The organism is Caballeronia sp. LZ016, from assembly GCF_031450805.1.
In the GTDB taxonomy this organism is placed as follows: Bacteria; Pseudomonadota; Gammaproteobacteria; order Burkholderiales; family Burkholderiaceae; genus Caballeronia.
In genome coordinates, this window is the sequence record NZ_JARTVY010000001.1 from 1,805,267 (window position 1) to 1,829,326 (window position 24,060).

Genomic DNA, 24,060 nt, shown 5'->3' on the forward strand with positions numbered 1-24,060 from the left:
GGGCTGCTGCTTTTCATGTTGTCGGCGGGCCTCACGCTGATCTTCTCGATGCTCGGCGTGCTCAACTTCGCGCACGCGAGCTTCTACATGCTGGGCGCGTATGTCGCGCAGGCGCTTGCGGTCCATGCGGGATTCTGGGGCGCGCTCGTGCTCGCGCCGCTCATCGTCGGCCTGCTCGGCGCGGTCTTCGAACGATGGCTTCTGAGGCGCGTGCATCCGCGCGGCGCGCTCGCCGAGCTGCTGCTGACGTTCGGCGCGGCGATGGTCATCGGCGAGGGCGTGAAGCTGATCTGGGGACTCGGCCCGTTGCCCGCGACCGTTCCGCATCTGCTCGACGGCCCGCTCTTCACGCTCTATGGCGCGGCGTTCCCGCGCTATCGCGTGTTCATGATGACGCTGTCGGTTGCGATGCTCGTCGCGCTCGCCGTCGCGCTGCGGACTTCCAGGACGGGGCTGATCGTGCGTGCCGCATTGACCCATCCGGCGACCGTCGAAACGCTGGGGCACGACGTGCCGCGAATTTTCACGACGGTCTTCGCCGGCGGCTGCGCGCTGGCCGCGCTCGCGGGCGTGATCGGCGCGCCGCTCGCCGTGGTTGAACCCGCAATGGCCGATGCTATGGGGCCGATCGTGTTCGTCGTCGTCGTGATCGGCGGGATCGGATCGCTGGCGGGGGCGCTCGCGGCATCGCTCGTGATCGGCTGCGTGCAGACGTTCGCGGTTGGATCGACGGCGTCGGCGGGCAGTATCGCGGCATCGCTCGGCCTGAGCTTGCCCGACGCGTGGGCCGCGTTGACCGTCGCCCAGCTCGCGCCCGTATTGCCCTACGCGCTGCTCGTCGCGATGCTGGCCGCGCGGCCGCACGGCTTTCTCGGCGAGCGCACGCGCGATGCTTAGGTTCGTTGCGCTCGTTGCGGCGCTCGCGCTGCCGCCGTTGCTCATCGATCAGTCGTGGCTGCTCGCGTATCTCGCGCAGACGGCGACGCTCATCGTCTTCGCGCTTTCATACAACATCCTGCTCGGCGAAACGGGCCTGCTGTCGTTCGCCCATGCGGTCTATGCGGGCCTCGGCGCGTTCGCCGCCGCGCACGCGTTCAATGCGTTCGGCGTGCCGCTGCCGTTGTTGCCGTTCGTCGGGGGATGCGCGGCGGCGCTCGTCGCATTGCCCATCGGCGCAATCTCGACGCAACGCGCCGGCACGCCATTCGCGATGATCACGCTCGGCATCGGCGAGCTCGTCGCGGCGAGCGTGTGGCTCGTGCCGGGCTGGTTCGGCGGCGAGGCGGGCGTGACGATCGATCGCGCGAGCGGAACATCGCTGCTCGGGTGGACGTTCGGGCCGCTGTCGCAGGCGTATGCGCTGATCGCGTGCTGGTGCGTGGTGTCGTCGATGGCGATGTTCGCGTTCTCGCGCACACCGATGTGCCGTCTCGCCAACGCCGTGCGCGACAACCCGGCCCGCGCGGCGGCGATCGGCTTCGCGCCGCGCGGCGTGCGCTTCCACGTGCTGGTGCTGTCGGCGTTCTTCGCGGGCATCGCGGGCGTGCTGTCGCTGATCAGTGTCGAGCTGGTATCGGCGGAAAGCGTGGGGCTGGCTCGCTCGACGGGCGTGCTCGTCGCGACGGTGATCGGCGGGACGGGATCGTTTCTCGGGCCGATGATCGGGGCGGTGCTGCTGACCTTCTTCAGCGTCGCGGTGGCGAGCGTGTCCGCCGCCTGGCCGATGTACCTGGGCCTCTTTTTCATGTGGGTGGTCGTGGCGTCGCCGGATGGCGTCGCCGGCTGCTTCGCAGGCGATGCACGCACGGTCGCGCTTCGGCTGCTGAGTGCGCTTCCGTGGGGCGTGGCGGCCGTTCTCGTGATCGAGACGCTGTACGGGCGCGAGCACATGCCGCGCATGATGTGGCTCGCCGCGCTGCCGCTCGCGATGCTGGCCGTGTGGCTCGCGCGACGGAGAACCGCACGATGACCGCGGCGCTGCACATGCACGGCGTCGTGAAGCGCTTCGGCGCAACCGCTGTATTGCGCGGCGTCGATCTGCACGTCGCGCAGGGCGAGCGCCACGCGATCATCGGCCCGAACGGCGCGGGCAAGTCGACGCTCTTCGATCTGATCTCCGGACGTGCGCGGCCGGACGAAGGACGCATCGTTGCGCGCGGCGTCGACATCACGGGGCGCGCGCCGCATCGCGTGAGCCGAATGCTCTCGCGCAGCTTCCAGACGACGAGCGTGTTCGGCGGTCTGTCGGTGCTCGACAATCTGCGTTGCGCGGCGCTGGGCGCGGGATCGTCGCGTCTGCTGGATCGCTGGCTTCATTCGCGTTCGATCGATGATCGCGCCCGCGCGATGCTCGATGCGATCGGCTTGTCGTCCCGCGCCGATCATCCCGCCGCGCGCCTCACGTATGCGGAGCAACGCGCGCTGGACCTGGGGCTCGCGCTCGCCACCGATGCGCCGCTGATTCTGCTCGACGAGCCGACCGCCGGCATGAACCGCGCCGAGGCCGCGCGCGCGCTCGCGTTGATTCGCGCGACGACGGAAGGCCGCACGCTGCTCGTCGTCGAACACGATATGGACGCGGTGTTCGCACTCGCGGACCGCATCTCGGTGCTGGTGCGCGGACGCGTGATCGCATCCGATACGCCCGCCGCGATCCGCGCGAATCGCGATGTGAGGCAAGCGTATCTCGGAGCGACGCCATGAGTGAACTGCTGCGCATCGACGGCCTGCGCGCATGGTACGGCGCGGCGCAAGTGCTGCATGGCGTACAGCTTGCGATAGGCGACGGCGAAGCGGTCGCGCTCGTCGGACGCAACGGCTCGGGGCGCTCGACGCTTGCGAAGGCGATCATGGGCCTCGTGCGATGCGAGGGCGACATGCGCTATCGCGGCGTCCAGCTTGTCGGTTTGCGCGCGTTTCGCATCGCGCGCCTGGGTATCGGTTATGTGCCGGAGACGCGCGATGTGTTTCCGACGCTGACCGTGCGCGAGAACCTCATGCTCGGGGAGAGGAGAGGCGCGCGTTTCACGTTCGACGATGCGTACCGGCTCTTTCCCTCCCTGCATGAACGCGCGACGGTGAGGGCGGGCGCGCTTTCGGGCGGCGAGCAGCAGATGCTGGCCATGGCCCGCACGCTGATGGGCGATCCGTCGCTGATCGTCATCGACGAGCCCGCCGAAGGGCTTGCGCCGCGTGTGATCGAGCAACTCGGGGCGGCGCTTGCGATGCTGCGTTCGCGCGGTGTCGCGATGCTCCTGATCGAAGAGCGCCTGACGATCGCGCGCATGCTCGATGCCCGCGTCGCGGTGATGGGGCATGGCGCCGTGCAGTTCGACGGGCCGCTCGCGGAACTGGGGCGGCGGGAGGAGGTGGTGCGTGAGTGGCTGGCGGTGGGTTGAAAATCACCCGGGCTCGTTAGGAGTTCACCCCTTGCTATCCCTCTCCACGATCCACTCATGCTTCGGATCGTTCCTGAAGTGCCACGTGCGCTTCTCTCCCGCCATCACGTTCAGATAGTAATTGTCGTAGCCATAAGGCACGACGACCGGATGATAGCCGCGCGGCACCATCACCACGTCGCGGTCCTCGACGGCCATCGTTTCATCGAGGTCGCGTTCATCGGTATAAACGCGCTGGAACGCGAAGCCTTGCGGCGGGTCCAGCCGATGGTAATACGTCTCTTCGAGCGCGCTCTCGGCCGGCACGTTGTCCTGATCGTGCTTGTGCGGCGGATAGCTCGATGCATGACCGCCCGGCGTCCTCACTTCCACGACGAGCAGCGACTCGGCGGCTTCCGTCTGCGGAAGAATATCGCAGACGTATCGCGTATTCGCGTGCTTGCCGCGCGTCGAGCGCTTCATCTGCGAAGGCGCGATGAGACGCGGCGGATAGATGCCCTTGGCCGGCGCGCTCGCCACGCCGATCTCCGATTCGCGATCGGCCCGCACGATGGCGGCGAGCTTCGGCGGCACATACACCGCGTACGGCGCCGCATCCTCGAACACGCTGTCACGCGAGCCGATCGATGCCCAATGCTCGTCGCCCGCTTCGACGCTCACCGTGCCCGTTAATACGACGATGCAGCTCTCGCGTTCCGCGTCGTAGACATGCACGACATCGCCCGCATCGAGACGATACGCCGCGAAGCCCACATGCTTCCAGCCTGCGGAATCCGGCGTGACGCGCGTGATGGTCTGTCCTTCACGCGATGCTTTCACTAGCAGGCTCATACGGCCTCCTTCGAGTTGTGCGGATGCGTTGCGTCGACGAGCGCGCGCAGCGTGCGGTATCCCTTCTCGGCATACGTACGGCTCCGCGCGATGACGGGGTCCTGTTCGGCTTCGACCACGAGCCAGCCGCGATAACCATGCTTCGCAAGACACGCGACGATGCCCGCATAATCCACCGCGCCATCGCCCGGCACCGTGAATGCGCCGTTGATGACGGCATCGAGAAAGCTCCAGTTGCGATTGCGCGCCAGCTTCACGATCTCGGGACGCACGTCCTTGCAATGAACATGGCACACACGCGCAATATGCTTTTCCAGCATCGCGACGGCATCGCCGCCGGCGAACGTGATGTGTCCCGCATCGAAAAGCAGGCCGACGGCATCGGTCGTCGAGGCCATCAGGCGATCCACGTCCGCAGGCGTTTCGACATACGCACCCATGTGATGATGATAGGCGACGCGCACGCCCTTTGACAGCGTGTATTCGGCGAAGCGGTCGAGGCGTTCGGCGTATTGCGACCATTGGGCGTCGGAGAAGAAGCGCGGCCGTTGATACAGCGGACGCGGCGCGCCCTGGATCGAATCCGCGACTTCGCCATAGACCATGACGGTCGCGCCGTTCTGCGCGAGCAGGTCCAGATGCGGACCGACGGCTTCGATCTCTTCCTCCGCGCTGCGTTGCGCGAGCCGGCCCGAAAACCACCCTGAAACAAGGGCTAAATCGTATTGCGCGAGCAACGCCTTCAGCGCCTGCGGCTCGCGCGGGAACTTGTTGCCGAGCTCGAAGCCTTCATAGCCGATCTCGCGTCCTTCGGTCAGCGCGACGGACAAGGGCGTTTCGCCGCCGAGCGAAGGCAGGTCGTCGTTCATCCACGACAACGGATTGATTCCGATGCGGACTTGCAGGGGCATGGCGTTCGTCCTCGTCTAGTCGTCGTTGCCGTGGCGCGCGTGAATCGCGCGTTCGTATTCGGCCCGCGCGGACTTGACCGCATCGCGATCCGATACCTCCGGCACCGCGACTTCCCACCACCAGCCGCCTTCTTCGGTACTGCGCGCGGGATCGGTGTCGATCGAAATCAGATAGCTGCGATCTGCCGCGCGCGCGCGTTTCATCGCGGCCTGCAATTCGTCGATGTTCGCCACGTGCTCGGCAAGCGCGCCCATCGAACGCGCGTGCATCGCGAAGTCGATACTCGGTATGCCTAACGAAGCGTGCTTGCAATCGTCGAGCAGATTGTTGAACGGCGCGCCGCCGCACGCCTGTTGCAAGCGATTGATGCAGCCATAGCCGCGATTGTCGAGCAGCACGACGATCAGCTTCGCACCCAGCATCACCGACGTGGCAAGCTCGCTGTTCATCATCAGATAGCTGCCGTCGCCGACCATGACGATGACCTCGCGCTCGGGCCGCGCGAGCTTCACGCCGACGCCACCCGCGATTTCATAGCCCATGCACGAATAGCCGTATTCGACGTGATAGCCGCCCGGCGTGCCGGTGCGCCACAGCTTCTGCAAGTCGGCGGGGAGCGTGCCGGCGGCGCACACGACGATATCTTCCGCAGCCGATGCGTCGTGCGAACGCTGCACCGCGCCGATGACATCCGCTTCGCGCGGCAATCGTCCATCCGGCACGGTCATGTTCGTCACATGCGCGACGGTCTCGCGCCAGTCGTTCGCCGCGCGATGCGCTCGCGTCGTCCATTGCGGCGATGCGCGCCAGTCCCCGAGTGCTTGCGACAACGCTTCGAGCGCAATGCGCGCATCGGCTTCGAGTGCGGTGGCGTTCTGCTTGAGCGCATCGAACGGATTCGCATTGATCGCGACGAGCCGCGCCTGCGTGAAAAGCGTATTCGATCCGGTCGTGAAGTCCTGCAGGCGCGTGCCGACGGCGAGCACGCAATCGCTCGCATGCGCAAGCTCGTTCGCCGCCGACGAGCCCGTCACGCCGATGCCGCCCACGTTCAACGCATCGTCCCACGCGAGCGCCCCTTTGCCGGCCTGCGTCTCCGCCACAGGTACGCCGTGCCGGTGCGCGAAGTCACGCAGCGCTTCGCCGCCAAGGCCGTAGAGCACGCCGCCGCCCGATACGATCAACGGCTCGCGCGATTCGCGCAGCATCGCGGCGGCGCGTTCGATCTCGCGCGGCGCGGCAGCGGGCGCATGGAAATACACCGCGCGCGGCTCGAAGAAGGAAGCGGGATAGTCGTAGGCCATCGCCTGAACGTCTTGCGGCAGCGCAAGCGTGACAGGGCCGCATAGCGCGGCATCGGTCAGCACGCGGATTGCACGAGGCAGCGCGCTCAGCAATTGCGCGGGATGCACGATGCGATCGAAATATCGCGAGACCGCTTTCAGCGCATCGTTCGCCGATGATCCGCCATCCTGACTATCTTCCAGTTGCTGCAGGACGGGATCGGGCGCGCGCGAGACGAAGATATCGCCCGGCAATAGAAGAACCGGCAAGCGGTTCACGTGCGCGAGCGCCGCCGCTGTGACGAGGTTGGTCGCGCCCGGCCCGATGGATGTCGTCACCGCCATCATGCGGCGCCGCATATGCGCCTTCGCATAGGCAATCGCGCTGTGCGCCATCGCCTGTTCATTGTGCGCGCGATACGTCGGCAACGCCTCGCGATGCTTGTACAAGGCCTCGCCCATGCCCGCGACATTGCCGTGCCCGAAGATCGCGAACACGCCGCCGAAAAGCGGTTCGCCGGTCTCCGTGCGCAACGCGGCGAGGTAGCGCGCGAGGGCTTGCGCAACAGTCAGTCTGACGACGTTCATGCGGCTTGCTCCTGAGTTCCTTCGATGGACGTTTGCGACGATGCCCGCGCGTCGCGCCACGCGGCGATCAAGGTTTCGAACGTGCGGCGCACGCGTGCGATGAGTTCGGTATCGTCGATATCGCCCGCAAGCCATGCCTGGCTCGGTTCATGAAAGATGGTGCGGCCGACGGTGAACCCCTTGCACGTTTTCGACGATGCCGCCGCGTTGAACCCCTCGCGCAACTGATCGACACCCGCCGACAAGCCGAGCAGCACGACCCCGCGGCAATACGGGTCGCGTTCCGCAAGCAACGCATCGATGGCCTGCCATTGCGTCGCGCTCATCGGCTCGAGCTTCCACCACTCGGGGTAGATGCCGAGGTTATACAGACGCTTCAACGCGCGATACACCGTATCGTCTTCGACCGGCGGACCGTTTTTCGGCGCGATCACTTCGAGCAGCAGTTCGTGGCCGCTTGCCTGCACCGCATAGTAGAGCGCGCGCAATTGCGCTTCCTGTTCGAGCCGCACGTCATGGGGATGATCGGGGTGATAGTGAACGAGGCACTTCACGACATGCTCGCGCGGCCATTCGATCAGCGTCGTGCCGACCGATCGTCCGTGATCGAACACGAGCGGCATCGAGCCCGGCAGTTCGACAGGCCGGCCGATCCACCAGCCGCGTCCCGTCGCGGCGTTGAGCGCGTCCTGTCCATAGCGGTCATCGATCAGCACGCCGATGCGCCCGGCAAGTCCAAGTTCGCTTTCGGTCTGCGCGACGGCATCGACGAACAGGCCCTTGAGCGTTGCAATGCGCGCTTCGTCTGCTCCCGCCTGTTGCGCAAGCTCGAAAAACTGATTGCGATGATCGAACGCGAAGCCGAGCACTTCGTCCCACTGCCTGCGCGCCGGCCTCACGCGATGCAGCCGCGCGAGCGTCGCATCCTTGTCGGGACGACGCATGCGCAAGGGGTCTTGGTTAGCAGCAGCGAGGAAGTAATCGAGTTCGGCGGGCGTGGGCATCGCGGGCGCGCAGCCGTGCCGCGAGACGACGAGCGCGCCGCATGCATTCGCCGCGCGCGCGCAGGCTTCGAGCGGCGCATCGCGCAGCCATCCGGAAAGGAAGCCGGATGCGAAAGCATCGCCTGCGCCGAGCACGTTCAGCACTTCCACTTCGACGCCGCCGTGAACCGGCGCATCGTCGACGGATGCGGGCGTCGCGCCTTCGATGATCGAGCAGCCGAGCGGTCCGCGCTTCACCACGAGCGTTGCGTTTGTTACCGCGCGAACCATTGCGAGCGCATCGATCAATCGATCCTTGCCGCCCGCGATGCGGAACTCTTCTTCGGTGCCGATCACGAGATCGAAGCGCGGCAAGATGCGCTGCAGATGCGCGGTCACGCCTTCATTCGCCACGAAGCGCGTTTCGCCGTCGGCCTTGCCGGTCAGGCCCCACAGCACCGGCCGGTAATCGATGTCGAGCACGGTGCGGACATCGTTGCGCCGCGCATGGTCCAGCGCGCGCAGGCTCGTGCGATTCACCTGCTCCGTCGAGAAGTGCGTGCCGGTGATGAGCAAGGCCTTCGATGACGCGATATACGCTTCGTCGAAGTCGCTTTCATCGACAGCCATGTCCGCGCAATTCTCCCGGTAGAAGACGAGCGGAAAGGTGTCGCGGTCCTCGATGCCGAGCAGCACGAGCGCGGTAAGCCTGTCCTTGTCGATGCGAACGTGGCTCACATCGCAGCCTTCGCGCTGCAGCGTCTCGGTGAGAAAGCGCCCCATGTGATCGTTGCCGACGCGCGCGAGCATCGACGATCGCAGCCCGAGCCGCGCGCAGCCGAAGGCGATGTTCGCCGACGAGCCGCCGAGATACTTCGCAAACGACGACACGTCTTCGAGCCGCGCGCCGACTTGCTGCGCGTATAAATCGACGGCGAGACGCCCGAGACACACGATGTCGCGCGTGCGGTTCGCCGCAAAGCGTGATGGAGATTCTGCTGACATGGCTCGTGTCCTCATATCGTCGCGCCTTCGAGTTCGCTGATCATCTTCTGCATCTCGGCGCCGCCGGCCATCATGTCGAGCACTTCGTTCTTCGTGATGGTGTCCTTGGTGAACGTGCCCATCGAGCGCCCGCGGTTGAGCAGCGTGAACGAATCGCCGATCGGATAGGCGTGGTGCACGTTGTGCGTGATGAAGATCACGGAGATGCCTTTCTCGCGTGCCTTATGGATGAGCTTCAGCACGTTGAAACTCTGCTTTACGCCGAGCGCGGCAGTCGGTTCGTCGAGAATCAGCACGCGCGCGCCGAAGTGAATCGCGCGTGCAATCGCGAGACACTGCTTCTCGCCGCCGGACATCGTGCCGATGGGCTGATGCGGGTCGCGCACGTTGATGCCCATTTCGGCGAGCTTCGCGCGCGACGTTTCGGCGGCCAGATCGAGGTCCATCACGCTGAAGAGGCCGAAGCGCTTCTTCTGCGGTTCACGGCCCATGAAGAAATTGCGCGCAACGGAAAGCAGCGGCACCAGCGCGAGGTCCTGATACACGGTCGCGATGCCGAGATCGAGTGCTTCTTTCGGCGATTCGAAACGCACCGGCTTGCCATCGACGAGATATTCGCCGGAAGAGGGCGCATGCACGCCGGCCAGCGTCTTGATGAGGGTGGACTTGCCCGCGCCGTTATCGCCGAGCAGGCAGTGCACTTCGCCGCGCCGCAAGCGCAGCGTCACGCCGTTCAGCGCGATTACCTTGCCGAAGAACTTGCTGACGTTCTCCAGCGCGAGGATGTTGTCGTCGTTCATGGCGGTCGTCCTCATTGAGCGGCTTCATTGAGCCTGTGACACGCGGCGGCGTACGTAGTGATTGAAGAGCACGGCAATGAGCAGCATCACGCCGAGGAACACGCGGAACCAGTCGGAACTCACGTTCGTATAAGTGATGCCGATCTGCACCACGCCGAAGATAAGTGCACCGAAACATGCGCCGACCACCGAGCCGTAACCTCCGGTCAGCAGCGTGCCGCCGATCACCGCCGCAATGATCGCTTCGAACTCTTTCTGCAGGCCGCGATCCGCCGCCGCCGATCCGATATCGCACACTTGCAGCACCGCGAAGAGGCACGAGCAGAACGCAGTCAGCACGAACAGCGATATCTTCACGCGCTTGACCGGCACGCCGACGTTCTTGGCAGCGTTGGCATCGCCGCCGACAGCGAGAATCCAGTTGCCGTAGCGCGTCTTGGCGAGCACGAATGCGCCGATGGCCGCGAGTGCGAGCCACCACAGGATGACTTTCGGTATGCCGGGCACGAGCGGTTCGCCGCTATCGAGCAGGGTGCCGACGCCCATATGTGCGAGCCACGTGAAGAAGCCATGCAGTGCGACGCCGTGAAACAGCGTGTTGGCGAGCCAGTCCTTTTGTGCGAGATCGCCGACGCCCGAGATGATCGTGCGATCCGCGAACATGATCGAGAGCGCGAGCGTGAGGCCGCGCAGAATGAAGAGAAACGCGAGCGTGACGATGAACGACGGCAGGCGCGTGCGCATCACGAGATAGCCGTTCAATGCGCCGAGCAGCATCGAAGCGATGAACGCGAAGAGGATCGACAGCGATATCGGCCAATGAAAGTAGACCGAGGGCAACGCGACCATCATGCCGGCGAAGCCGATCATCGAGCCGATGGACAAATCGAACTCGCCCGCGATCATCAGCAGGCACGCGCCGACCGCGAGCAAGCCGAGATACGCGGCGACTTGCGACCAGTTCATCACCCCGTCGAGATTGAACATGCCCGACGATCCCGCACCGAAGCCGAACACGAGAAACACGAGCACGGTGCCGGAAATCGCGGCGAATTCCGGGCGATTCAGCAAGTGCCCGAACCACGACTGCTGGCGCACGCGCTCGTCCGACGGCTTGTCCCGGTCCGTTGCGGCGTCGGCGTTGTCCTGCTGAGGGTTCGCGTGGGGAGGATAGTGCTTGCCGGCTACGCCCATGATGGCTCCTTAGTACGACGATGCAATGTGATACGATGCGTTTCGGTGCTGCTGCGTGCCTCGTGACGGATGGAGAGACGCGGGCGGCGTCGCGTGTTCGACCCGATGCCGCCCGAAGAGGTCAGCCGCGCATCAGCGATACTGCCCGGCGTACTTCACGACCTTGTCGAGGTTTTCCCTGGTGATGAAACCCGGTCCCGAGCGAATGTTCTTCGGCCCATAAGAAGGCTGAAGGCCATAGGTTTCGAGGCGCGCCCTGAACTTCGGGTTCGCTTCGAGGAGCTGGCGGATCTTCGCGGGATCGGTGGTGTGCTCCTTCTTGACGATGGCAAGCACCGCCACCGGAATATAGCCCTGCAGATACGGCTGCTGATCGATCGCGAACTTGATGGTGCCGTCCTTGATCGCCTTCGCGATGTCGTCGGAGAAATCGAAAGTCACGAAATAGAGCTTGTTTTGCAGGCCCATTTGCGCGACGGCCTTGAGCGTTGCGGACGCGGGCGTCGGTCCCAGCGTGAGCACCGCCTGCGTGTCCGGATGATTGCGCAGATACGCGGATACCTTCGATTGAATTTCCGTCGGGTCCTGACCGGAATCGAGCGTGGCGGCCTTGTAATCCGCGCCGATGGCATCGGCGAAACCGCGGCATCGATCGAAGGACACGGTGTTGGTCGCGAGATGATTCACGCACAGAAACGACTTGATGCCCGCCGCCTTCGCTTTCTCGCCGGCTGCCTTGCCCGCGACGTATTCCGGCTGGCCGATATGCATGATCGCGTTGAGCTGCGCACTCTGCTCCTCGGTGCCGGAGTTGATCGTCACGAGCGGAATCTTCTTCGCGGTGACCTTGTTGATCGCGCTCTTCAGCACGTCGAAGTCTGCGATGGTGGTGATCACGCCGTCGTAATTGCGCGCGGCCGCCTGCTCGATCAGACGCGCCATGTCCGCGATATCCCCGTTCGGCGGATTGCGATAGTCGGTCTGCACGTTGAAGTCTTCGTCGGCCTGCCTGATCGAATTCTTAATGGTGTTCCACCACGAGTCGGAGTCCGGCGCGTGGCTGATGAGCACGAACCTGGCGTCCGGCGCGGCATGCGCGGGGGACGTCGTCAACAACGCGGCGCTGCATAACGCAGCAGCAGCCGCCAGCGCGCGCAGCGCGGCCCGACCGTTGCAAAGGGTCATTGTCTCCACCTATCTCGGTTGTTGTTCGGTGTGATCGTCCTGAGCCGATGCGAGCCTGCCTCGATGAGTCGATGAAACGATGCATCGTGCTCACGAGCGAGATTAGGTCAGTTTTCGGCGGGCTGCAATAGGTATTTCATCGGTGCGACAAATAGAAAATGCATTCCAATTTGCGTGCCGCCTTCCTATAATCGCTTCCACTGGGGCTCACTTCGAGCGCCGATGAAGCGAGCCTTTCATGCAGGACGAAACCAGCACCGACGTGGCCGGCGTCGACGAACTGATGCAACGCATCACCGATGCTTACGATTCGCTGCCGCGTCAGTTGAAGAGCGTGGCGACGTATATCGAGCAGCATCGACCGAGCGTGATGATGGACCGCACGAGCGATATCGCCGCTTCCTGCGGCGTGCATCCGTCGGCGGTGGTGCGCTTCGCGCAGCGCTTCGGCTTCTCCGGCTTCTCGGACCTGCAGGCGGTGTTCCGCCAGGCGTATGCGGGCGGCAACGCCTCGCAGAGCTATCAGCAACGCATTCGCAAGCTGATCGACGAAAAGGCGGGCGAGGCGTCGGGCGTTTCGGTGGCGCGCGAATTCATCGCGGCGAGCCGTGCGGGTCTCGTCGAACTGGAAGCCGGGCTCGACGATGCGCAGTTCGAAGCCGCTGTCGAAATGCTGCAGCAGGCGGAGAACATCTACGTCGTCGGCGTGCGCCGCTCGTTCGCGGTGGCGAGCTATGTCGTCTATGCGCTCGGGCATACGAAGAAGCGCGTGCATCTGGTGTCGGGCATCGGCGGGATGATCCACGAACAGATTCGCAGCGTGAAAAAGGGCGATGTGGTGATCGCGATCAGCTTCGCGCCCTACGGCAAGGAGACGCAGTATTGCGTGCGCGCGGCGCAGCATCACGGCGCGAAGACGCTCGTCATCACCGACAGTCAGCTTTCGCCGCTCGCGCGTCATGCGAGCGCCAGTCTGCTCGTGAAGGAGGGCAGCGCGTTTGCGTTCCGCTCGCTCACGAGCACCATCTGCCTGTGCCAGGCGCTTTTCATCGCGCTCGCGTACCGGCTGGAATTGAACGTCGAAGAATCCAGGGAGACAAGCGGCTATGACGATTGACGTGGCGGTGTTTGGGGCGGGGCGCATCGGCAAGATTCATGCGGCGAATCTGGCGCGGCAGCCGGGCGTGCGGCTCAGGTATGTCGTCGATGTGAACCGCGACGCGGCCGCCGCGCTCGCGGCGCAATATGGCGCACAGGTCGCCGATGTCGATGGCGCGATGGGCGACGCGTCCATCGGCGCGACGGTCGTCTGCTCCAGTACTGATACGCATGCCGAACTAATTGTCGCGTCGGCGGCGCAGAAGAAGCATGTGTTCTGCGAGAAGCCCGTCGATCTGACGGTGGAGCGGGCGCGCGCATGTGCGGATGCGGTGGATCGCGCAGGCGTCGTCTGCATGATCGGCTTTCAGCGCCGTTTCGATCCGACATTCTCCGCGTTGAAGGCGCGTGTCGATGCAGGCGAGATCGGCGATCCGGAGATGCTGATCGTGACGAGCCGCGATCCGGGCGCGCCGCCTGTCGACTACATCCGTCATTCGGGCGGCATCTTCAAGGACATGCTGATTCACGACTTCGACATCTTTCGCTGGATGCTCGACGACGAAGCCGAGACGCTGCATGCGACGGGGAGCGTGCTGTCCGATCCGGCCATCGCCGATGCGGGCGATATCGATTCGACCGCCGTCACCATCCGTACGAAGCGCGGTCGGCTGTGTCAGATCAACACGGCGCGGCGCGCGGCATATGGCTACGATCAGCGCTTTGAACTCCTCGGCAGCGCGGGCATGCTGCAGGCGGGCAACGTGCGGCCGACCGAAGTCACCGCGTACTCGAAGACGGCCGTATCGAGCGACGTGCCGGAAGCGTTCTTTCTCGAGCGGTATCGCGCGGCGTATGCGCTGGAAATCGCGCATTTCTTCGATGCGGTCGTGCACGGCAAGCCGGTCCGCACGACCGTCGCCGACGGCGTGAAGGCGCTCGAGCTTGCCGAAGCCGCGACGCTTTCGTGGCGCGAGAAGCGCGTGGTTCATCTTGGCGAGAGCGCGGCATGAACACGGTGCGCGTGGGCATCGTCGGACTTGGGCGGCTCGGTCGGCGTCATGCGGAAAACATCGCATGGCATGTGCCGGGCGCGCGGCTCGTTGCGGCGTGCAGTCCGGCGCCGGAAGAGCGGGAATGGGCGCAGGCGCGCTTCCCCGAGGCGGTGCTTTACGCCGATTACGAAGCGCTGCTCGCCGATGCATCGGTCGATGCGGTGTGGCTCGTCACGCCGACATCGCTGCACGCGACGCAGATCATCGCTGCGCTGGCGGCGGGCAAGCATGTGTTCTGCGAGAAGCCGCTGTCGCTCGATCTCGCGGAGTGTGATCGCGTGATCGAGGCGCATGGGCGGCATGGGCATTCGCATGTGATGATCGGCTTCGTGCGCCGTTTCGATGCGAGCTATCGCGATGCGTTCGACAGCATCGCGAAGGGCGCGATTGGCCGGCCTTTCATGGTGCGCTCGCAAACTTGCGACAGGAATGATCCCGATGGCTTCTTCGTGCGCTTTGCGCCGACATCGGGCGGGCTGTTTCTGGACTGCAGCGTGCATGACATCGATCTCGCGCGCTGGCTGCTGGGTAATCCGCGAGCGAAGCGCGTCTTTGCGAGCGGGACCATCGCGATTCACGAGGGCTTGCGTGAGTGCGGCGATATCGATAACGGCGTGGGCGTCGTCGAATTCGACGATGGCCGGCTCGCCGTGTTCTACGCTTCCCGCACGATGGCGCATGGGCACGATACGCAAACGGAGGTGATCGGCACGGCGGGGGCGTTGTCGATAGGGCGCAATCCGCGCCTGAATCGCGTGGAGATCGCGGATGAGTACGGCGTGCGCAATGCCTGCACGCCGACGTTTTTCGAGCGTTTCGAGAATGCGTTTCTGCGCGAGGCGCAGGCGTTCGTTGGCTTGCTCGCCGATGGCAAGCCGACCGGGCTGACGCTCGAGGATGCGCGCGAAGCGACGCGCATCGGGCTGGCGATGCGGGCCGCGTATGAATCGGGGCGTGCGGTGGATTTGTGAGCTCGCACACGCCGGCGTTCAGCCGACGACCATCGTGACCGGCTTGCCGATGCGGGCGAGCATCGCCACGAGTGTATCGATCGTGAACTTGCTCGTCTTCTTGTTGACGACATCGGATACGCGAGGACGTGTGACGTGCAGGATCGCGGCGGCATCCGACTGTCTCAACTCATGCGCTTCGATCCACGAAGCAAGCTCGTTCATGAGCTGCTCCTTGAGTACGACCGTCTGATCGATGAGCGCCTGTGACTCGGCTTGATACCGGCGCGCTTCGTCGGGTGTGAAGCCGAGTTCGGCGAACAGATTCGCTCCGGCCTTTGCGCGGGCCCGGAACAAGTAAACTCCCATTAAGGATGTCTTTCGGCATGAGCGTTACGGCCGCGTATGAATCGGGGCGTGCGGTGGATTTGTGAGCGCTGCGTTAAAATCCATCTCTTACAGCGCTCAACGCAGGCACACGGAAGGTTCAATCGCGATGGAAGTTCACAAGGAAGTCGACGCGCGCGGGCTCAACTGCCCGTTGCCGATTCTGCGCGCCAAAAAGGCGCTCGCCGACATGACGAGCGGCCAGATTCTGAAAGTACTGGCCACCGACCCGGGATCGCAACGCGATTTCGCGGCCTTCGCCAGACAGACGGGCAACGAAATCGTCGAAACGTCGTCGCAGGACAAGACATTCATCTTTCTCATGCGCCGCCGCTGAGTTCGGTGCTCATAAAACAAAATGCCCGTCACGTGCGTGACGGGCATTTTTTTTATCGAGCCGACGAAGCCTTAGCCTTCGAGAATCGGCGAACGCGTGCGCAGATACTCTTCGAAGTCCTTCGACACTTCCGGATGGCGCAGCGCGAATTCCACCGTCGCCTTCAGATAGCCGAGCTTGCTGCCGCAATCGAAGCGCGTGCCGTGATACTTGTACGCCAGCACTTGCTCATCCGACAGCAGCGACTGGATCGCGTCCGTCAGTTGCAACTCGCCGCCCGCGCCCGGCTTCAGCGCGCGAATGTGATCGAAAACGCGCGGCTTCAGCACGTAACGGCCGACCACGCCGAGGTTCGACGGCGCAACCGCAGGCTCCGGCTTCTCGACGATGCCCGACAGCTTCACGATGTTGTCTTCCCACTCCTTCCCGTCGATGATGCCGTACGACTTCGTGTCCTGAGGCGGAATCTCTTCCACGCCGATGACCGAGCTGTGATAGTGGTCGAACACTTCGATCATCTGCGTGAGCACAGGCGGCTTGCCGTACAGCAAGTCGTCCGCGAGGATCACGGCGAACGGGTTGTCGCCGACGAGCTTTTCGGCGCACAGCACCGCATGACCGAGACCCAGCGCTTCGGCCTGACGCACGTAGAAACAATCGACATGGCTCGGCTTGATGCTGCGCACGAGTTCGAGCAGCTTCTCCTTGCCGCGTGCCTCGAGCTCGGCTTCGATCTCATAGGACTTGTCGAAGTGATCTTCGATGGCGCGCTTGCTGCGGCCCGTCACGAAGATCATTTCGGTGATGCCGGCGGCCATGGCTTCTTCCACCGCGTATTGAATCAGCGGCTTGTCGACGACCGGCAGCATTTCCTTCGGGCTGGCCTTGGTCGCGGGCAGAAACCGCGTACCGAGACCCGCGACCGGGAAAACTGCTTTGGTAACTTTTAGCATGTGATAACCCTGATCCTTTAATCGTCTGAAATCATCTGGAACATCGAGCCAGTGAGCCGAAGGGAAGTCGGTATAAAACTCCCGGTTCAAGCGGGCAGTCGCAATAATTGCGCCTGAAGCTTCTCGATAGTGGTCTCATATTCTGCCAGCCTTTTGCGCTCCTGATCAACGACAGCGGCCGGCGCTTTTGAAACAAAACTTTCGTTACCGAGCTTGGCGTTACATTTTGCGATTTCGCCGTTCAACCGGTCGACTTCCTTCGAGAGGCGCTCGCGTTCGGCAGCGACATCGATCTCGACTTTCAGCACCAGTTTATGCGCGCCGATGATCGCTACCGGTGCGCCATGCGCCTCTTTGTCGAGAGCGGCTTCGTCGTCGATGATCTTCACTTCCGAGAGACGCGCGAGCGCCGCAACGTAAGGCGCGAACGTCGAAAGACGCGCCGCGTCGCCGTGCGCGAGCAACGGCACTTTCACCGCGGGCGAGAGATTCATTTCGCCACGCAGATTACGACATGCATCGATCACCGCCTTCAGTTCGGCGGCCCACTGTTCCGACGATTCATCGATTTTCTTCGCTTCCGCACGCGGATACGGCTGCGTCATGATCGACGCTTCGCCTTCCTTCGCACCCGCGGGGTAGGCGTCCGTCAGCGGAGCGACCTTCTGCCAGAGCGCTTCGGTGATGAACGGGATCACCGGATGCGCGAGGCGCAGCACCGTTTCGAGCACGCGCAGCAGCGTGCGCCGCGTGGCGCGCTGCTGCTCGGGCGTGCCGTTCTGGATCTGCACCTTCGCGAGTTCGAGATACCAGTCGCAGTACTCGTCCCACACGAACTTGTAGATCGCGCTTGCGACGTTGTCGAAACGATAGTCCGCGAAGCCTTTCTCGACGTCCGCTTCCACGCGCTGCAGAAGCGAGACGATCCAGCGATCCGCGTGCGAGAAGTCCGTATAACCGCCGGGGCCGCAATCGCCCGGCTGGCACGCGCCCGGTTTCGAGAAACCGCAATCGTGGCCCTCGCAATTCATCAGCACGAAACGCGTGGCGTTCCAGAGCTTGTTGCAGAAGTTGCGGTAGCCCTCGCAGCGCGCGAGATCGAAATTGACGTTGCGGCCGAGCGTGGCCATCGACGCCATCGTGAAGCGCAGCGCATCGGTGCCGAACGACGGGATGCCCTCGGGAAACTCCTTGCGCGTCTTTTTCTCGATCTGCGCGGCCTGCTTCGGATTCATGAGGCCGACGGTGCGCTTGGCGACGAGCGCTTCGAGATCAATGCCATCGACGATGTCGATCGGATCGAGCGTGTTGCCCTTGCTCTTCGACATCTTCTGGCCTTCGGCGTCGCGCACGAGGCCGTGCACGTAGACGGTATCGAACGGCACCTTGCCGGTGAAGTGCGTGGTCATCATCACCATCCGGGCGACCCAGAAGAAGATGATGTCGAAACCCGTCACGAGCACCGACGAAGGCAGGAACGCCTTCAGCTCCGGCGTTTCGTTCGGCCAGCCGAGCGACGAGAACGGCACGAGCGCCGACGAGAACCACGTGTCGAGCACGTCGTCGTCGCGCTTGAGCGGGCCGGTGTAGCCTTGCGCATCGGCTTCGGCGCGGGCTTCTTCCTCGCTCTTCGCGACGAAGATTTCGCCCTTCTCGCCGTACCATGCGGGAATCTGATGGCCCCACCACAACTGACGCGAGATGCACCAGTCCTGGATGTTCTCCAGCCACTGATAGTAGGTCGTGGTCCAGTTTTCCGGCACGAACCTGATCTGGCCGCTGCGCACGACATCGAGCGAGGTTTCCGTGATCGACTTGCCCGGATTGAACGTGCCCTCGGGGGCGGGCTTCATCATCGCGACGAACCACTGGTCCGTCAGCATCGGCTCGATCACGACGCCCGTGCGGTCGCCGCGCGGCACCATCAGCTTGTGCGGCTTGACGGAGTCGAGCAGGCCGAGCGCTTCGAGATCGGCGACGACCTGCTTGCGCGCATCGAAACGGTCCAGGCCGCGATATTTCTCGGGCGCGTTGTCGTTGATCTTCGCGTCGAGCGTGAGAATTTCTATCTGCGGCAGCTTGTGGCGCTGGCCGACGGCGTAATCGTTGAAATCGTGCGCGGGGGTGACTTTCACGACGCCCGTGCCGAACTCGCGGTCGACGTAATCATCGGCGATGATGGGAATCTCGCGGTCGCACAGCGGCAGCACGGCCGTCTTGCCGATTAGATGCCGATAACGCTCGTCTTCCGGATGCACCATCAGCGCGACGTCGCCGAGCATCGTCTCGGGGCGCGTGGTCGCAACCGTCATGTGGCCCGAGCCATCCGGCAGCGGATACCTGATGTGCCACAGGCTGCCGTTCTCTTCTTCGCTGACGACTTCGAGATCCGACACGGCGGTGCCGAGCACCGGGTCCCAGTTCACGAGACGCTTGCCGCGATAGATCAGCCCCTGTTTGTACAGCGTGACGAAGACATCGCGCACGGCGGCGGACATCTTGTCGTCCATCGTGAAGTATTCGCGCGACCAGTCGATCGACGCGCCGAGCCTGCGCACCTGATTCGTAATGGTCGAGCCGGATTGCTGCTTCCACGCCCACACGCGTTTCAGGAAGTCTTCCCGGCCGAGGTCGTGACGCGAGACGCCTTGCGCATCGAGCTGACGTTCGACGACGATCTGCGTCGCGATGCCCGCGTGGTCCGTGCCCGGCACCCACAGCGTGTTCTCGCCGAGCATGCGGTGATAGCGCGTGAGGCCATCCATGATGGTCTGGTTGAACGCGTGCCCCATGTGCAGCGTGCCGGTGACGTTCGGCGGCGGCAGTTGAATGGAGAAATTTTTCGCGCCTTCCTTGAACGTGGGCGCGGACAAGCCGCGCTTTTCCCATTCGGGGCCCCACTGGGACTCGATGTTTTGAGGCTCGAAGCTCTTCGCAAGCGTGTTGTCGCTCATCGTGAAATCTGCCGAAAAATGCGTGAAAAAGTGCGTGGAATCCCCAATTATAAGGTTCCGCCGGGTTCCGCCGGATGATTGTCGCCCTCAGCCGGACGGCATAGGCCCGAACGCCGCCATCGGCGCGGTCTTATAATGAGCGGCCCGCCTTCCGCCTTACGTGCGTCCCGATTTCTCCATGCCCGACTTACTCGCCAACCTGAACCCCGAACAGCTCGCCGCCGTGACGCTGCCCAACGAGCCTGCGCTGATTCTCGCGGGCGCGGGGAGCGGCAAGACGCGCGTGCTCATCACGCGCATCGCCTGGCTGATCCAGCAGGGCTATGCGTCGCCGCCGACCATCCTCGCGGTCACGTTTACGAACAAGGCCGCGCGCGAAATGATGTCGCGTCTGTCCGCGCTTCTTCCGATCGACACGCGCGGGATGTGGATCGGCACCTTCCACGGCCTGTGCAACCGCATGTTGCGCGCGCACTACCGCGACGCGGGCCTGCCGCAGACGTTCCAGATTCTCGACACCGCCGACCAGCTTTCCGCGATCAAGCGGCTCATGAAGGGGCTGAATGTCGACGATGAAAAGTACCCGGCGAAGAACCTGCAGTACTTCATCAACAACGCGAAAGAGCAGGGCCTGCGCCCGAAGGACGTCGACGCCACCGACAACTTCAATCGCAAGTTCGTGGAGCTGTACGAAGCGTACGATCAGCAGTGCCAGCGCGAAGGCGTCGTCGATTTTCCGGAGTTGCTGCTGCGCTGTCATGAACTGCTCGCGCACAATCCGCCGTTGCGCGCGCATTACCAGGCGCGCTTTCGCAACATCCTGGTCGACGAGTTTCAGGACACCAACAAGCTGCAGTACGCGTGGCTCAAGCTGCTCGCGGGCGAGCACAACGCCATCTTCGCCGTCGGCGACGACGATCAGTCCATCTACGCGTTTCGCGGCGCGAACGTCGGCAACATGCACGACTTCGAGCGCGAGTTCCGCGTGCGTAACCTCATCAAGCTCGAGCAGAACTATCGCTCTCACGGCCATATTCTCGATACCGCCAACTATCTGATCGCGAACAACGCGCGGCGGCTCGGCAAGAACCTGCGTACCGATGCGGGCCACGGCGAGCCGGTGCGCGTCTACGAGGCCGCGACCGATTCTCAGGAAGCGGGCTGGATCGTCGAGGAAATCAAGGCGCTCATCAATACCGGGCTGGCGCGCGGCGAGATCGCGGTGCTGTATCGGAGCAACGCGCAGTCGCGGACCATCGAACATACGCTCGTGAACGCGGGGATCGCGTATCGCGTGTATGGCGGGCTGCGATTCTTCGAGCGCCAGGAAGTGAAGCACGCGCTCGCGTATCTGCGCCTGATCGACAACCCGAACGACGACACCGCGTTCGCGCGCGTCGTCAATTTTCCGACGCGCGGCATCGGTGCGCGTTCCATCGAACAACTCGCGGACGCAGCGCGTCTCTATAACTGCTCGATGGCGGCGGCCGTGCCGTATGTGACCGGCAAGGCGGGATCCAGCCTCGGCGCGTTCGCGACGATGATCGCGAAAATGCGCGCCGAGACGCAGCAGATGAGCCTGCCGGAAACGGTCGAATACGTCGTGCGCGCAAGCGGCCTCGCCGCGTTCTATGAAACGGAGCGCGAAGGGCAGGACCGGCTGGAAAACTTGCAGGAACTGGTGAACGCGGCGGCGGCGTTCGTGAGCGAAGAGGGCTACGGCCTCGATACGCCCGCACGGTCCATCCCGCTGCGTCCCGGCGCGACGGCCGCGCCGGAAATCGCCGCGGTGAGCGAGGACGGCGAAATCGAAGTGCTCGATGCGCCCGGCATCGCCGATCCCGCACAGAATCCCGACACGATGACGCCGCTTGCGGGCTTCCTGTCGCATGCATCGCTCGAAGCCGGCGACAACCAGGCGCAGGCCGGGCAGGACGCCGTGCAACTGATGACCGTCCACGCGGCGAAGGGTCTCGAATTCACGGCGGTGTTCATCACCGGGCTGGAAGAAGGGCTGTTCCCGCACGAGAACAGCGCGCAGGAATCCGACGGGCTCGAAGAGGAGCGGCGGCTCGCGTATGTGGCCATCACGCGGGCGAAAGAGCGGCTCTATCTGTCGTTCGCGCAAAGCCGGATGCTGCACGGACAGACGCGCTACAACATCCGCTCGCGCTTTTTCGATGAATTGCCGGAAGGCTCGCTCAAATGGCTCACGCCGAAGGTCGAGCCGGGCGCGCGCTGGGGCGGGCGGTCGGACAACGCCGGCTGGGGCCGCGACTGGTTCGCGCGGCCGGGGCAGGAGCGCGGTGCTTCATCGGCGGCGAGCGCGGCGTTGCCGTCGTTCGCCAATGAGCAGCGTGCCGCCGATACGGGCTTCAAGGTCGGGCAGGCCGTCTTCCACACGAAGTTCGGCGAAGGCACCGTGACCGCGCTCGAAGGCTCGGGCGGCGATGCGCGCGCGCAAGTGCGCTTCAAGCGCCACGGCGAGAAATGGCTCGCGCTCGCGGTCGCAAAGCTGCAGGCGGTCGAATGAAGCGGCTCGGCATCATGGCGGCGCTGCCGCAGGAACTCGGCGATCTGATCGCCCGGATGCGCGCGGCCGGCGACGTGCGGACCGTCACGCTCGGGCAGCGCGAATATCACGTCGGCGAGGCGCATGGCGTCGGCGTCGTGGTGACGCTCGCGCGCATCGGCAAGGTCGCGGCGGCGGCGACGGCGAGCGCGCTGATCCACGTGTTCGAAGCCGATGCGATCGTCTTCACCGGCGTCGCGGGCGGCGTGCATCGCGATGTGCGGGTGGGCGATATCGTCGTAGCCGATGCGTTGCTGCAGCACGATCTCGACGCGTCGCCGTTTTTTCCGCGCTACGAGGTGCCGTTGCTGGACCGGGCGCGCTTCGATTCGGACGGCGCGTTGGCCGATGCGCTGGCGGCTGCGGCACGCGCGTTCGTCGAAGCTGAAAGCGCCGCGCTCGCCGAACGCTTCGCGGTGGCGGCGCCGCAAGTGCATCGCGGGCTGGTGGTGAGCGGAGACCGCTTCATCGCGAGTCATGACGAAGTATCCGCATTGCGCGACGCGCTGCCGGATGCGCTCGCCGTCGAAATGGAAGGCGCGGCGCTCGCGCAGGTCTGCTACGAGCACGGCGTGCCGTGCGCGGTCGTGCGGACCATCTCCGACACCGCCGATGCCGCCGCGCCGCTTTCGTTCGCGGAGTTTCTGGCGGCCATCGCCGGGACGTATTCGTCGGGCGTTCTCGGACGCTTTCTTCAGGCGCGCGGCTGATCGCGCCGCGCCTTCTCGTCGCAGCTCCTCTCGAAATACACGATCGCGCTTGTTATTGAGAATGATTCTCAATACAATCGATCGTGATGCACTCGGAGGACGCCCGACATGACGAACGATTCCACCAGCGGCGCGCACGACGCACTCGAGCGCTGCGCCGTCGCCGTGAACGCCGCGAAGGTGCTCGAAACGACGCGCCGCGCCTGGTCCGCTGCGCCCGCGCTCGATGCCGGAAAGCAGGCCGATCGCCGGCCGCCGCGCGCGTTGCGGAAAAAGCGCGTCGTGCCGCGGCGTTCGCGCTGGCCGAGCCTCATCGCCGCCCTGAATCACTGGAGCCCGAAACCGCTGTGAACGCCGACCTTTTCACGAATCCGCCGCTCGCGCTCGACTCGCAACTTTTCGACGCCAGCCGTTTCCCGCTCGTCCGGCTGCGCCGCCGCGCGGTCCAGCCGGGGTTCGCATTCGCGTGGGCCGCGCAGATGCGCCGCCTGCTGGCGCTCGCGACGCCGTTCGTCGTCGTTGCGGAGCACGCAGGCGACGAAAGCCCCGATGATTTTCAGCTTCGCGCGGCCTGGCTGCGCACGCATCGCGCGGCGCTCGGCGCGCACTGCCGCGGCCTCGTCGTGATCGAACCGCGCATCGAGGCGCGCGCCGGCACGCGCGAAACGCTGCGCCGGCTCACCGATGGCAGCGGCGTGCGCACGGTCGTCGTATCGAGCATGCGCGTGGCGAACGAGCTCGCGCCGGTGCTGCTGAAACACGCCGCCACGCAGGCGGCCGCGCGTGTCTCGCGAAGCCGCGCGGTATAGAACCGTCGGACCGATCAGGGCGCGCCCTCTCTAGGCAGGCGTTCGCCCGCTGCTCT

22 protein-coding genes are annotated in these 24,060 nt (G+C 64.4%); 12 read left to right on the forward strand and 10 right to left on the reverse strand.

The annotated features are described in order from the left end of the window. Positions 1-15: 15 nt before the first annotated feature. Genes P9220_RS08585 through P9220_RS08600 form a run of 4 tightly spaced genes read left to right on the forward strand, consistent with a single transcriptional unit; the run spans position 16 to position 3,398 of the window. On the forward strand, positions 16-897 hold the full coding sequence (locus tag P9220_RS08585) for a branched-chain amino acid ABC transporter permease (RefSeq protein ID WP_309765429.1): 882 nt from the start codon (positions 16-18) through the stop codon (positions 895-897). Continuing rightward, entirely contained in the window at positions 890-1,969 is a 1,080-nt protein-coding gene (locus P9220_RS08590; protein ID WP_309764462.1) for a branched-chain amino acid ABC transporter permease, read from the forward strand. Before P9220_RS08585 ends, P9220_RS08590 begins: the two co-directional genes overlap by 8 nt. Next, positions 1,966-2,703, forward strand: coding sequence for an ABC transporter ATP-binding protein (locus P9220_RS08595; protein WP_309764463.1), 738 nt, complete (start codon positions 1,966-1,968; stop codon positions 2,701-2,703). The genes P9220_RS08590 and P9220_RS08595 overlap by 4 nt, the downstream gene beginning before the upstream one ends. Next, positions 2,700-3,398, forward strand: coding sequence for an ABC transporter ATP-binding protein (locus P9220_RS08600; RefSeq protein ID WP_309764464.1), 699 nt, complete (start codon positions 2,700-2,702; stop codon positions 3,396-3,398). Before P9220_RS08595 ends, P9220_RS08600 begins: the two co-directional genes overlap by 4 nt. A 24-nt stretch (positions 3,399-3,422) precedes the next feature. Here the strand turns inward: P9220_RS08600 and iolB are convergent, their stop codons facing one another. From iolB to P9220_RS08635, 7 genes are all read right to left on the reverse strand, one after another. Further along, positions 3,423-4,229 (reverse strand): 5-deoxy-glucuronate isomerase, encoded by an 807-nt coding sequence (iolB, locus tag P9220_RS08605; protein ID WP_309764465.1) that lies wholly within the window; start codon positions 4,227-4,229, stop codon positions 3,423-3,425. Further along, complete coding sequence (gene iolE / locus P9220_RS08610; protein WP_309764466.1) at positions 4,226-5,140, reverse strand: myo-inosose-2 dehydratase; 915 nt, start codon at positions 5,138-5,140, stop codon at positions 4,226-4,228. Before iolE ends, iolB begins: the two co-directional genes overlap by 4 nt. Before the next feature lie 15 nt (positions 5,141-5,155). Continuing rightward, positions 5,156-7,012 (reverse strand): 3D-(3,5/4)-trihydroxycyclohexane-1,2-dione acylhydrolase (decyclizing), encoded by a 1,857-nt coding sequence (gene iolD, locus P9220_RS08615; protein WP_309764467.1) that lies wholly within the window; start codon positions 7,010-7,012, stop codon positions 5,156-5,158. Further along, positions 7,009-9,000: a 5-dehydro-2-deoxygluconokinase gene (gene iolC / locus P9220_RS08620; RefSeq protein ID WP_309764468.1), complete on the reverse strand. Its 1,992-nt coding sequence runs from the start codon at positions 8,998-9,000 to the stop codon at positions 7,009-7,011. Before iolC ends, iolD begins: the two co-directional genes overlap by 4 nt. Before the next feature lie 11 nt (positions 9,001-9,011). Next, complete coding sequence (locus tag P9220_RS08625; RefSeq protein WP_404980335.1) at positions 9,012-9,800, reverse strand: ATP-binding cassette domain-containing protein; 789 nt, start codon at positions 9,798-9,800, stop codon at positions 9,012-9,014. Between the two features lie 24 nt (positions 9,801-9,824). Beyond that, entirely contained in the window at positions 9,825-10,994 is a 1,170-nt protein-coding gene (locus P9220_RS08630; protein ID WP_309764470.1) for an ABC transporter permease, read from the reverse strand. A 132-nt stretch (positions 10,995-11,126) separates the two neighbouring features. Further along, entirely contained in the window at positions 11,127-12,179 is a 1,053-nt protein-coding gene (locus P9220_RS08635) for a sugar ABC transporter substrate-binding protein (protein WP_309764472.1), read from the reverse strand. A gap of 238 nt (positions 12,180-12,417) precedes the next feature. Here P9220_RS08635 and P9220_RS08640 point away from each other — a divergent pair, with 238 nt between their 5' ends. Genes P9220_RS08640 through P9220_RS08650 form a run of 3 tightly spaced genes read left to right on the forward strand, consistent with a single transcriptional unit; the run spans position 12,418 to position 15,303 of the window. Beyond that, complete coding sequence (locus tag P9220_RS08640) at positions 12,418-13,296, forward strand: MurR/RpiR family transcriptional regulator (protein ID WP_309764473.1); 879 nt, start codon at positions 12,418-12,420, stop codon at positions 13,294-13,296. Beyond that, positions 13,286-14,290 (forward strand): inositol 2-dehydrogenase, encoded by a 1,005-nt coding sequence (iolG, locus tag P9220_RS08645; RefSeq protein WP_309764474.1) that lies wholly within the window; start codon positions 13,286-13,288, stop codon positions 14,288-14,290. The genes P9220_RS08640 and iolG overlap by 11 nt, the downstream gene beginning before the upstream one ends. Beyond that, entirely contained in the window at positions 14,287-15,303 is a 1,017-nt protein-coding gene (locus P9220_RS08650; RefSeq protein WP_309764475.1) for a Gfo/Idh/MocA family oxidoreductase, read from the forward strand. The genes iolG and P9220_RS08650 overlap by 4 nt, the downstream gene beginning before the upstream one ends. A gap of 18 nt (positions 15,304-15,321) precedes the next feature. Here P9220_RS08650 and P9220_RS08655 read toward each other — a convergent pair whose 3' ends face one another. After that, complete coding sequence (locus P9220_RS08655; protein WP_309764476.1) at positions 15,322-15,651, reverse strand: XRE family transcriptional regulator; 330 nt, start codon at positions 15,649-15,651, stop codon at positions 15,322-15,324. 127 nt (positions 15,652-15,778) lie between these two features. On the opposite strand from P9220_RS08655, the gene P9220_RS08660 reads away from it, so the two are divergent. Then, positions 15,779-16,006, forward strand: coding sequence for a sulfurtransferase TusA family protein (locus tag P9220_RS08660; protein WP_309764477.1), 228 nt, complete (start codon positions 15,779-15,781; stop codon positions 16,004-16,006). Positions 16,007-16,077: 71 nt separating this feature from the next. Here P9220_RS08660 and galU read toward each other — a convergent pair whose 3' ends face one another. Continuing rightward, positions 16,078-16,959 (reverse strand): UTP--glucose-1-phosphate uridylyltransferase GalU, encoded by an 882-nt coding sequence (galU, locus tag P9220_RS08665; protein WP_309764478.1) that lies wholly within the window; start codon positions 16,957-16,959, stop codon positions 16,078-16,080. Between the two features lie 86 nt (positions 16,960-17,045). Beyond that, complete coding sequence (locus P9220_RS08670; RefSeq protein ID WP_309764479.1) at positions 17,046-19,913, reverse strand: valine--tRNA ligase; 2,868 nt, start codon at positions 19,911-19,913, stop codon at positions 17,046-17,048. Between the two features lie 178 nt (positions 19,914-20,091). Here P9220_RS08670 and P9220_RS08675 point away from each other — a divergent pair, with 178 nt between their 5' ends. From P9220_RS08675 to P9220_RS08690, 4 genes are all read left to right on the forward strand, one after another. Next, complete coding sequence (locus P9220_RS08675) at positions 20,092-22,446, forward strand: UvrD-helicase domain-containing protein (RefSeq protein ID WP_309764480.1); 2,355 nt, start codon at positions 20,092-20,094, stop codon at positions 22,444-22,446. Then, complete coding sequence (locus P9220_RS08680; RefSeq protein WP_309764481.1) at positions 22,443-23,195, forward strand: 5'-methylthioadenosine/adenosylhomocysteine nucleosidase; 753 nt, start codon at positions 22,443-22,445, stop codon at positions 23,193-23,195. The genes P9220_RS08675 and P9220_RS08680 overlap by 4 nt, the downstream gene beginning before the upstream one ends. 108 nt (positions 23,196-23,303) lie before the next feature. Next, entirely contained in the window at positions 23,304-23,546 is a 243-nt protein-coding gene (locus P9220_RS08685; protein ID WP_309764482.1) for a hypothetical protein, read from the forward strand. Next, on the forward strand, positions 23,543-24,004 hold the full coding sequence (locus P9220_RS08690) for a hypothetical protein (RefSeq protein ID WP_309764483.1): 462 nt from the start codon (positions 23,543-23,545) through the stop codon (positions 24,002-24,004). The genes P9220_RS08685 and P9220_RS08690 overlap by 4 nt, the downstream gene beginning before the upstream one ends. The last annotated feature ends 56 nt before the right edge of the window (positions 24,005-24,060 follow it).

Excerpts from the sequence above, each read along its gene's own strand:
- P9220_RS08585 (WP_309765429.1), top strand. The coding sequence starts at position 16 with ATGTTGTCGGCGGGCCTCACGCTGATCTTCTCGATGCTCGGCGTGCTC.
- P9220_RS08590 (WP_309764462.1), top strand. The coding sequence starts at position 890 with ATGCTTAGGTTCGTTGCGCTCGTTGCGGCGCTCGCGCTGCCGCCGTTG.
- P9220_RS08595 (WP_309764463.1), top strand. The coding sequence starts at position 1,966 with ATGACCGCGGCGCTGCACATGCACGGCGTCGTGAAGCGCTTCGGCGCA.
- P9220_RS08600 (WP_309764464.1), top strand. The coding sequence starts at position 2,700 with ATGAGTGAACTGCTGCGCATCGACGGCCTGCGCGCATGGTACGGCGCG.
- iolB (WP_309764465.1), bottom strand. The coding sequence starts at position 4,229 with ATGAGCCTGCTAGTGAAAGCATCGCGTGAAGGACAGACCATCACGCGC.
- iolE (WP_309764466.1), bottom strand. The coding sequence starts at position 5,140 with ATGCCCCTGCAAGTCCGCATCGGAATCAATCCGTTGTCGTGGATGAAC.
- iolD (WP_309764467.1), bottom strand. The coding sequence starts at position 7,012 with ATGAACGTCGTCAGACTGACTGTTGCGCAAGCCCTCGCGCGCTACCTC.
- iolC (WP_309764468.1), bottom strand. The coding sequence starts at position 9,000 with ATGTCAGCAGAATCTCCATCACGCTTTGCGGCGAACCGCACGCGCGAC.
- P9220_RS08625 (WP_404980335.1), bottom strand. The coding sequence starts at position 9,800 with ATGAACGACGACAACATCCTCGCGCTGGAGAACGTCAGCAAGTTCTTC.
- P9220_RS08630 (WP_309764470.1), bottom strand. The coding sequence starts at position 10,994 with ATGGGCGTAGCCGGCAAGCACTATCCTCCCCACGCGAACCCTCAGCAG.
- P9220_RS08635 (WP_309764472.1), bottom strand. The coding sequence starts at position 12,179 with ATGACCCTTTGCAACGGTCGGGCCGCGCTGCGCGCGCTGGCGGCTGCT.
- P9220_RS08640 (WP_309764473.1), top strand. The coding sequence starts at position 12,418 with ATGCAGGACGAAACCAGCACCGACGTGGCCGGCGTCGACGAACTGATG.
- iolG (WP_309764474.1), top strand. The coding sequence starts at position 13,286 with ATGACGATTGACGTGGCGGTGTTTGGGGCGGGGCGCATCGGCAAGATT.
- P9220_RS08650 (WP_309764475.1), top strand. The coding sequence starts at position 14,287 with ATGAACACGGTGCGCGTGGGCATCGTCGGACTTGGGCGGCTCGGTCGG.
- P9220_RS08655 (WP_309764476.1), bottom strand. The coding sequence starts at position 15,651 with ATGGGAGTTTACTTGTTCCGGGCCCGCGCAAAGGCCGGAGCGAATCTG.
- P9220_RS08660 (WP_309764477.1), top strand. The coding sequence starts at position 15,779 with ATGGAAGTTCACAAGGAAGTCGACGCGCGCGGGCTCAACTGCCCGTTG.
- galU (WP_309764478.1), bottom strand. The coding sequence starts at position 16,959 with ATGCTAAAAGTTACCAAAGCAGTTTTCCCGGTCGCGGGTCTCGGTACG.
- P9220_RS08670 (WP_309764479.1), bottom strand. The coding sequence starts at position 19,913 with ATGAGCGACAACACGCTTGCGAAGAGCTTCGAGCCTCAAAACATCGAG.
- P9220_RS08675 (WP_309764480.1), top strand. The coding sequence starts at position 20,092 with ATGCCCGACTTACTCGCCAACCTGAACCCCGAACAGCTCGCCGCCGTG.
- P9220_RS08680 (WP_309764481.1), top strand. The coding sequence starts at position 22,443 with ATGAAGCGGCTCGGCATCATGGCGGCGCTGCCGCAGGAACTCGGCGAT.
- P9220_RS08685 (WP_309764482.1), top strand. The coding sequence starts at position 23,304 with ATGACGAACGATTCCACCAGCGGCGCGCACGACGCACTCGAGCGCTGC.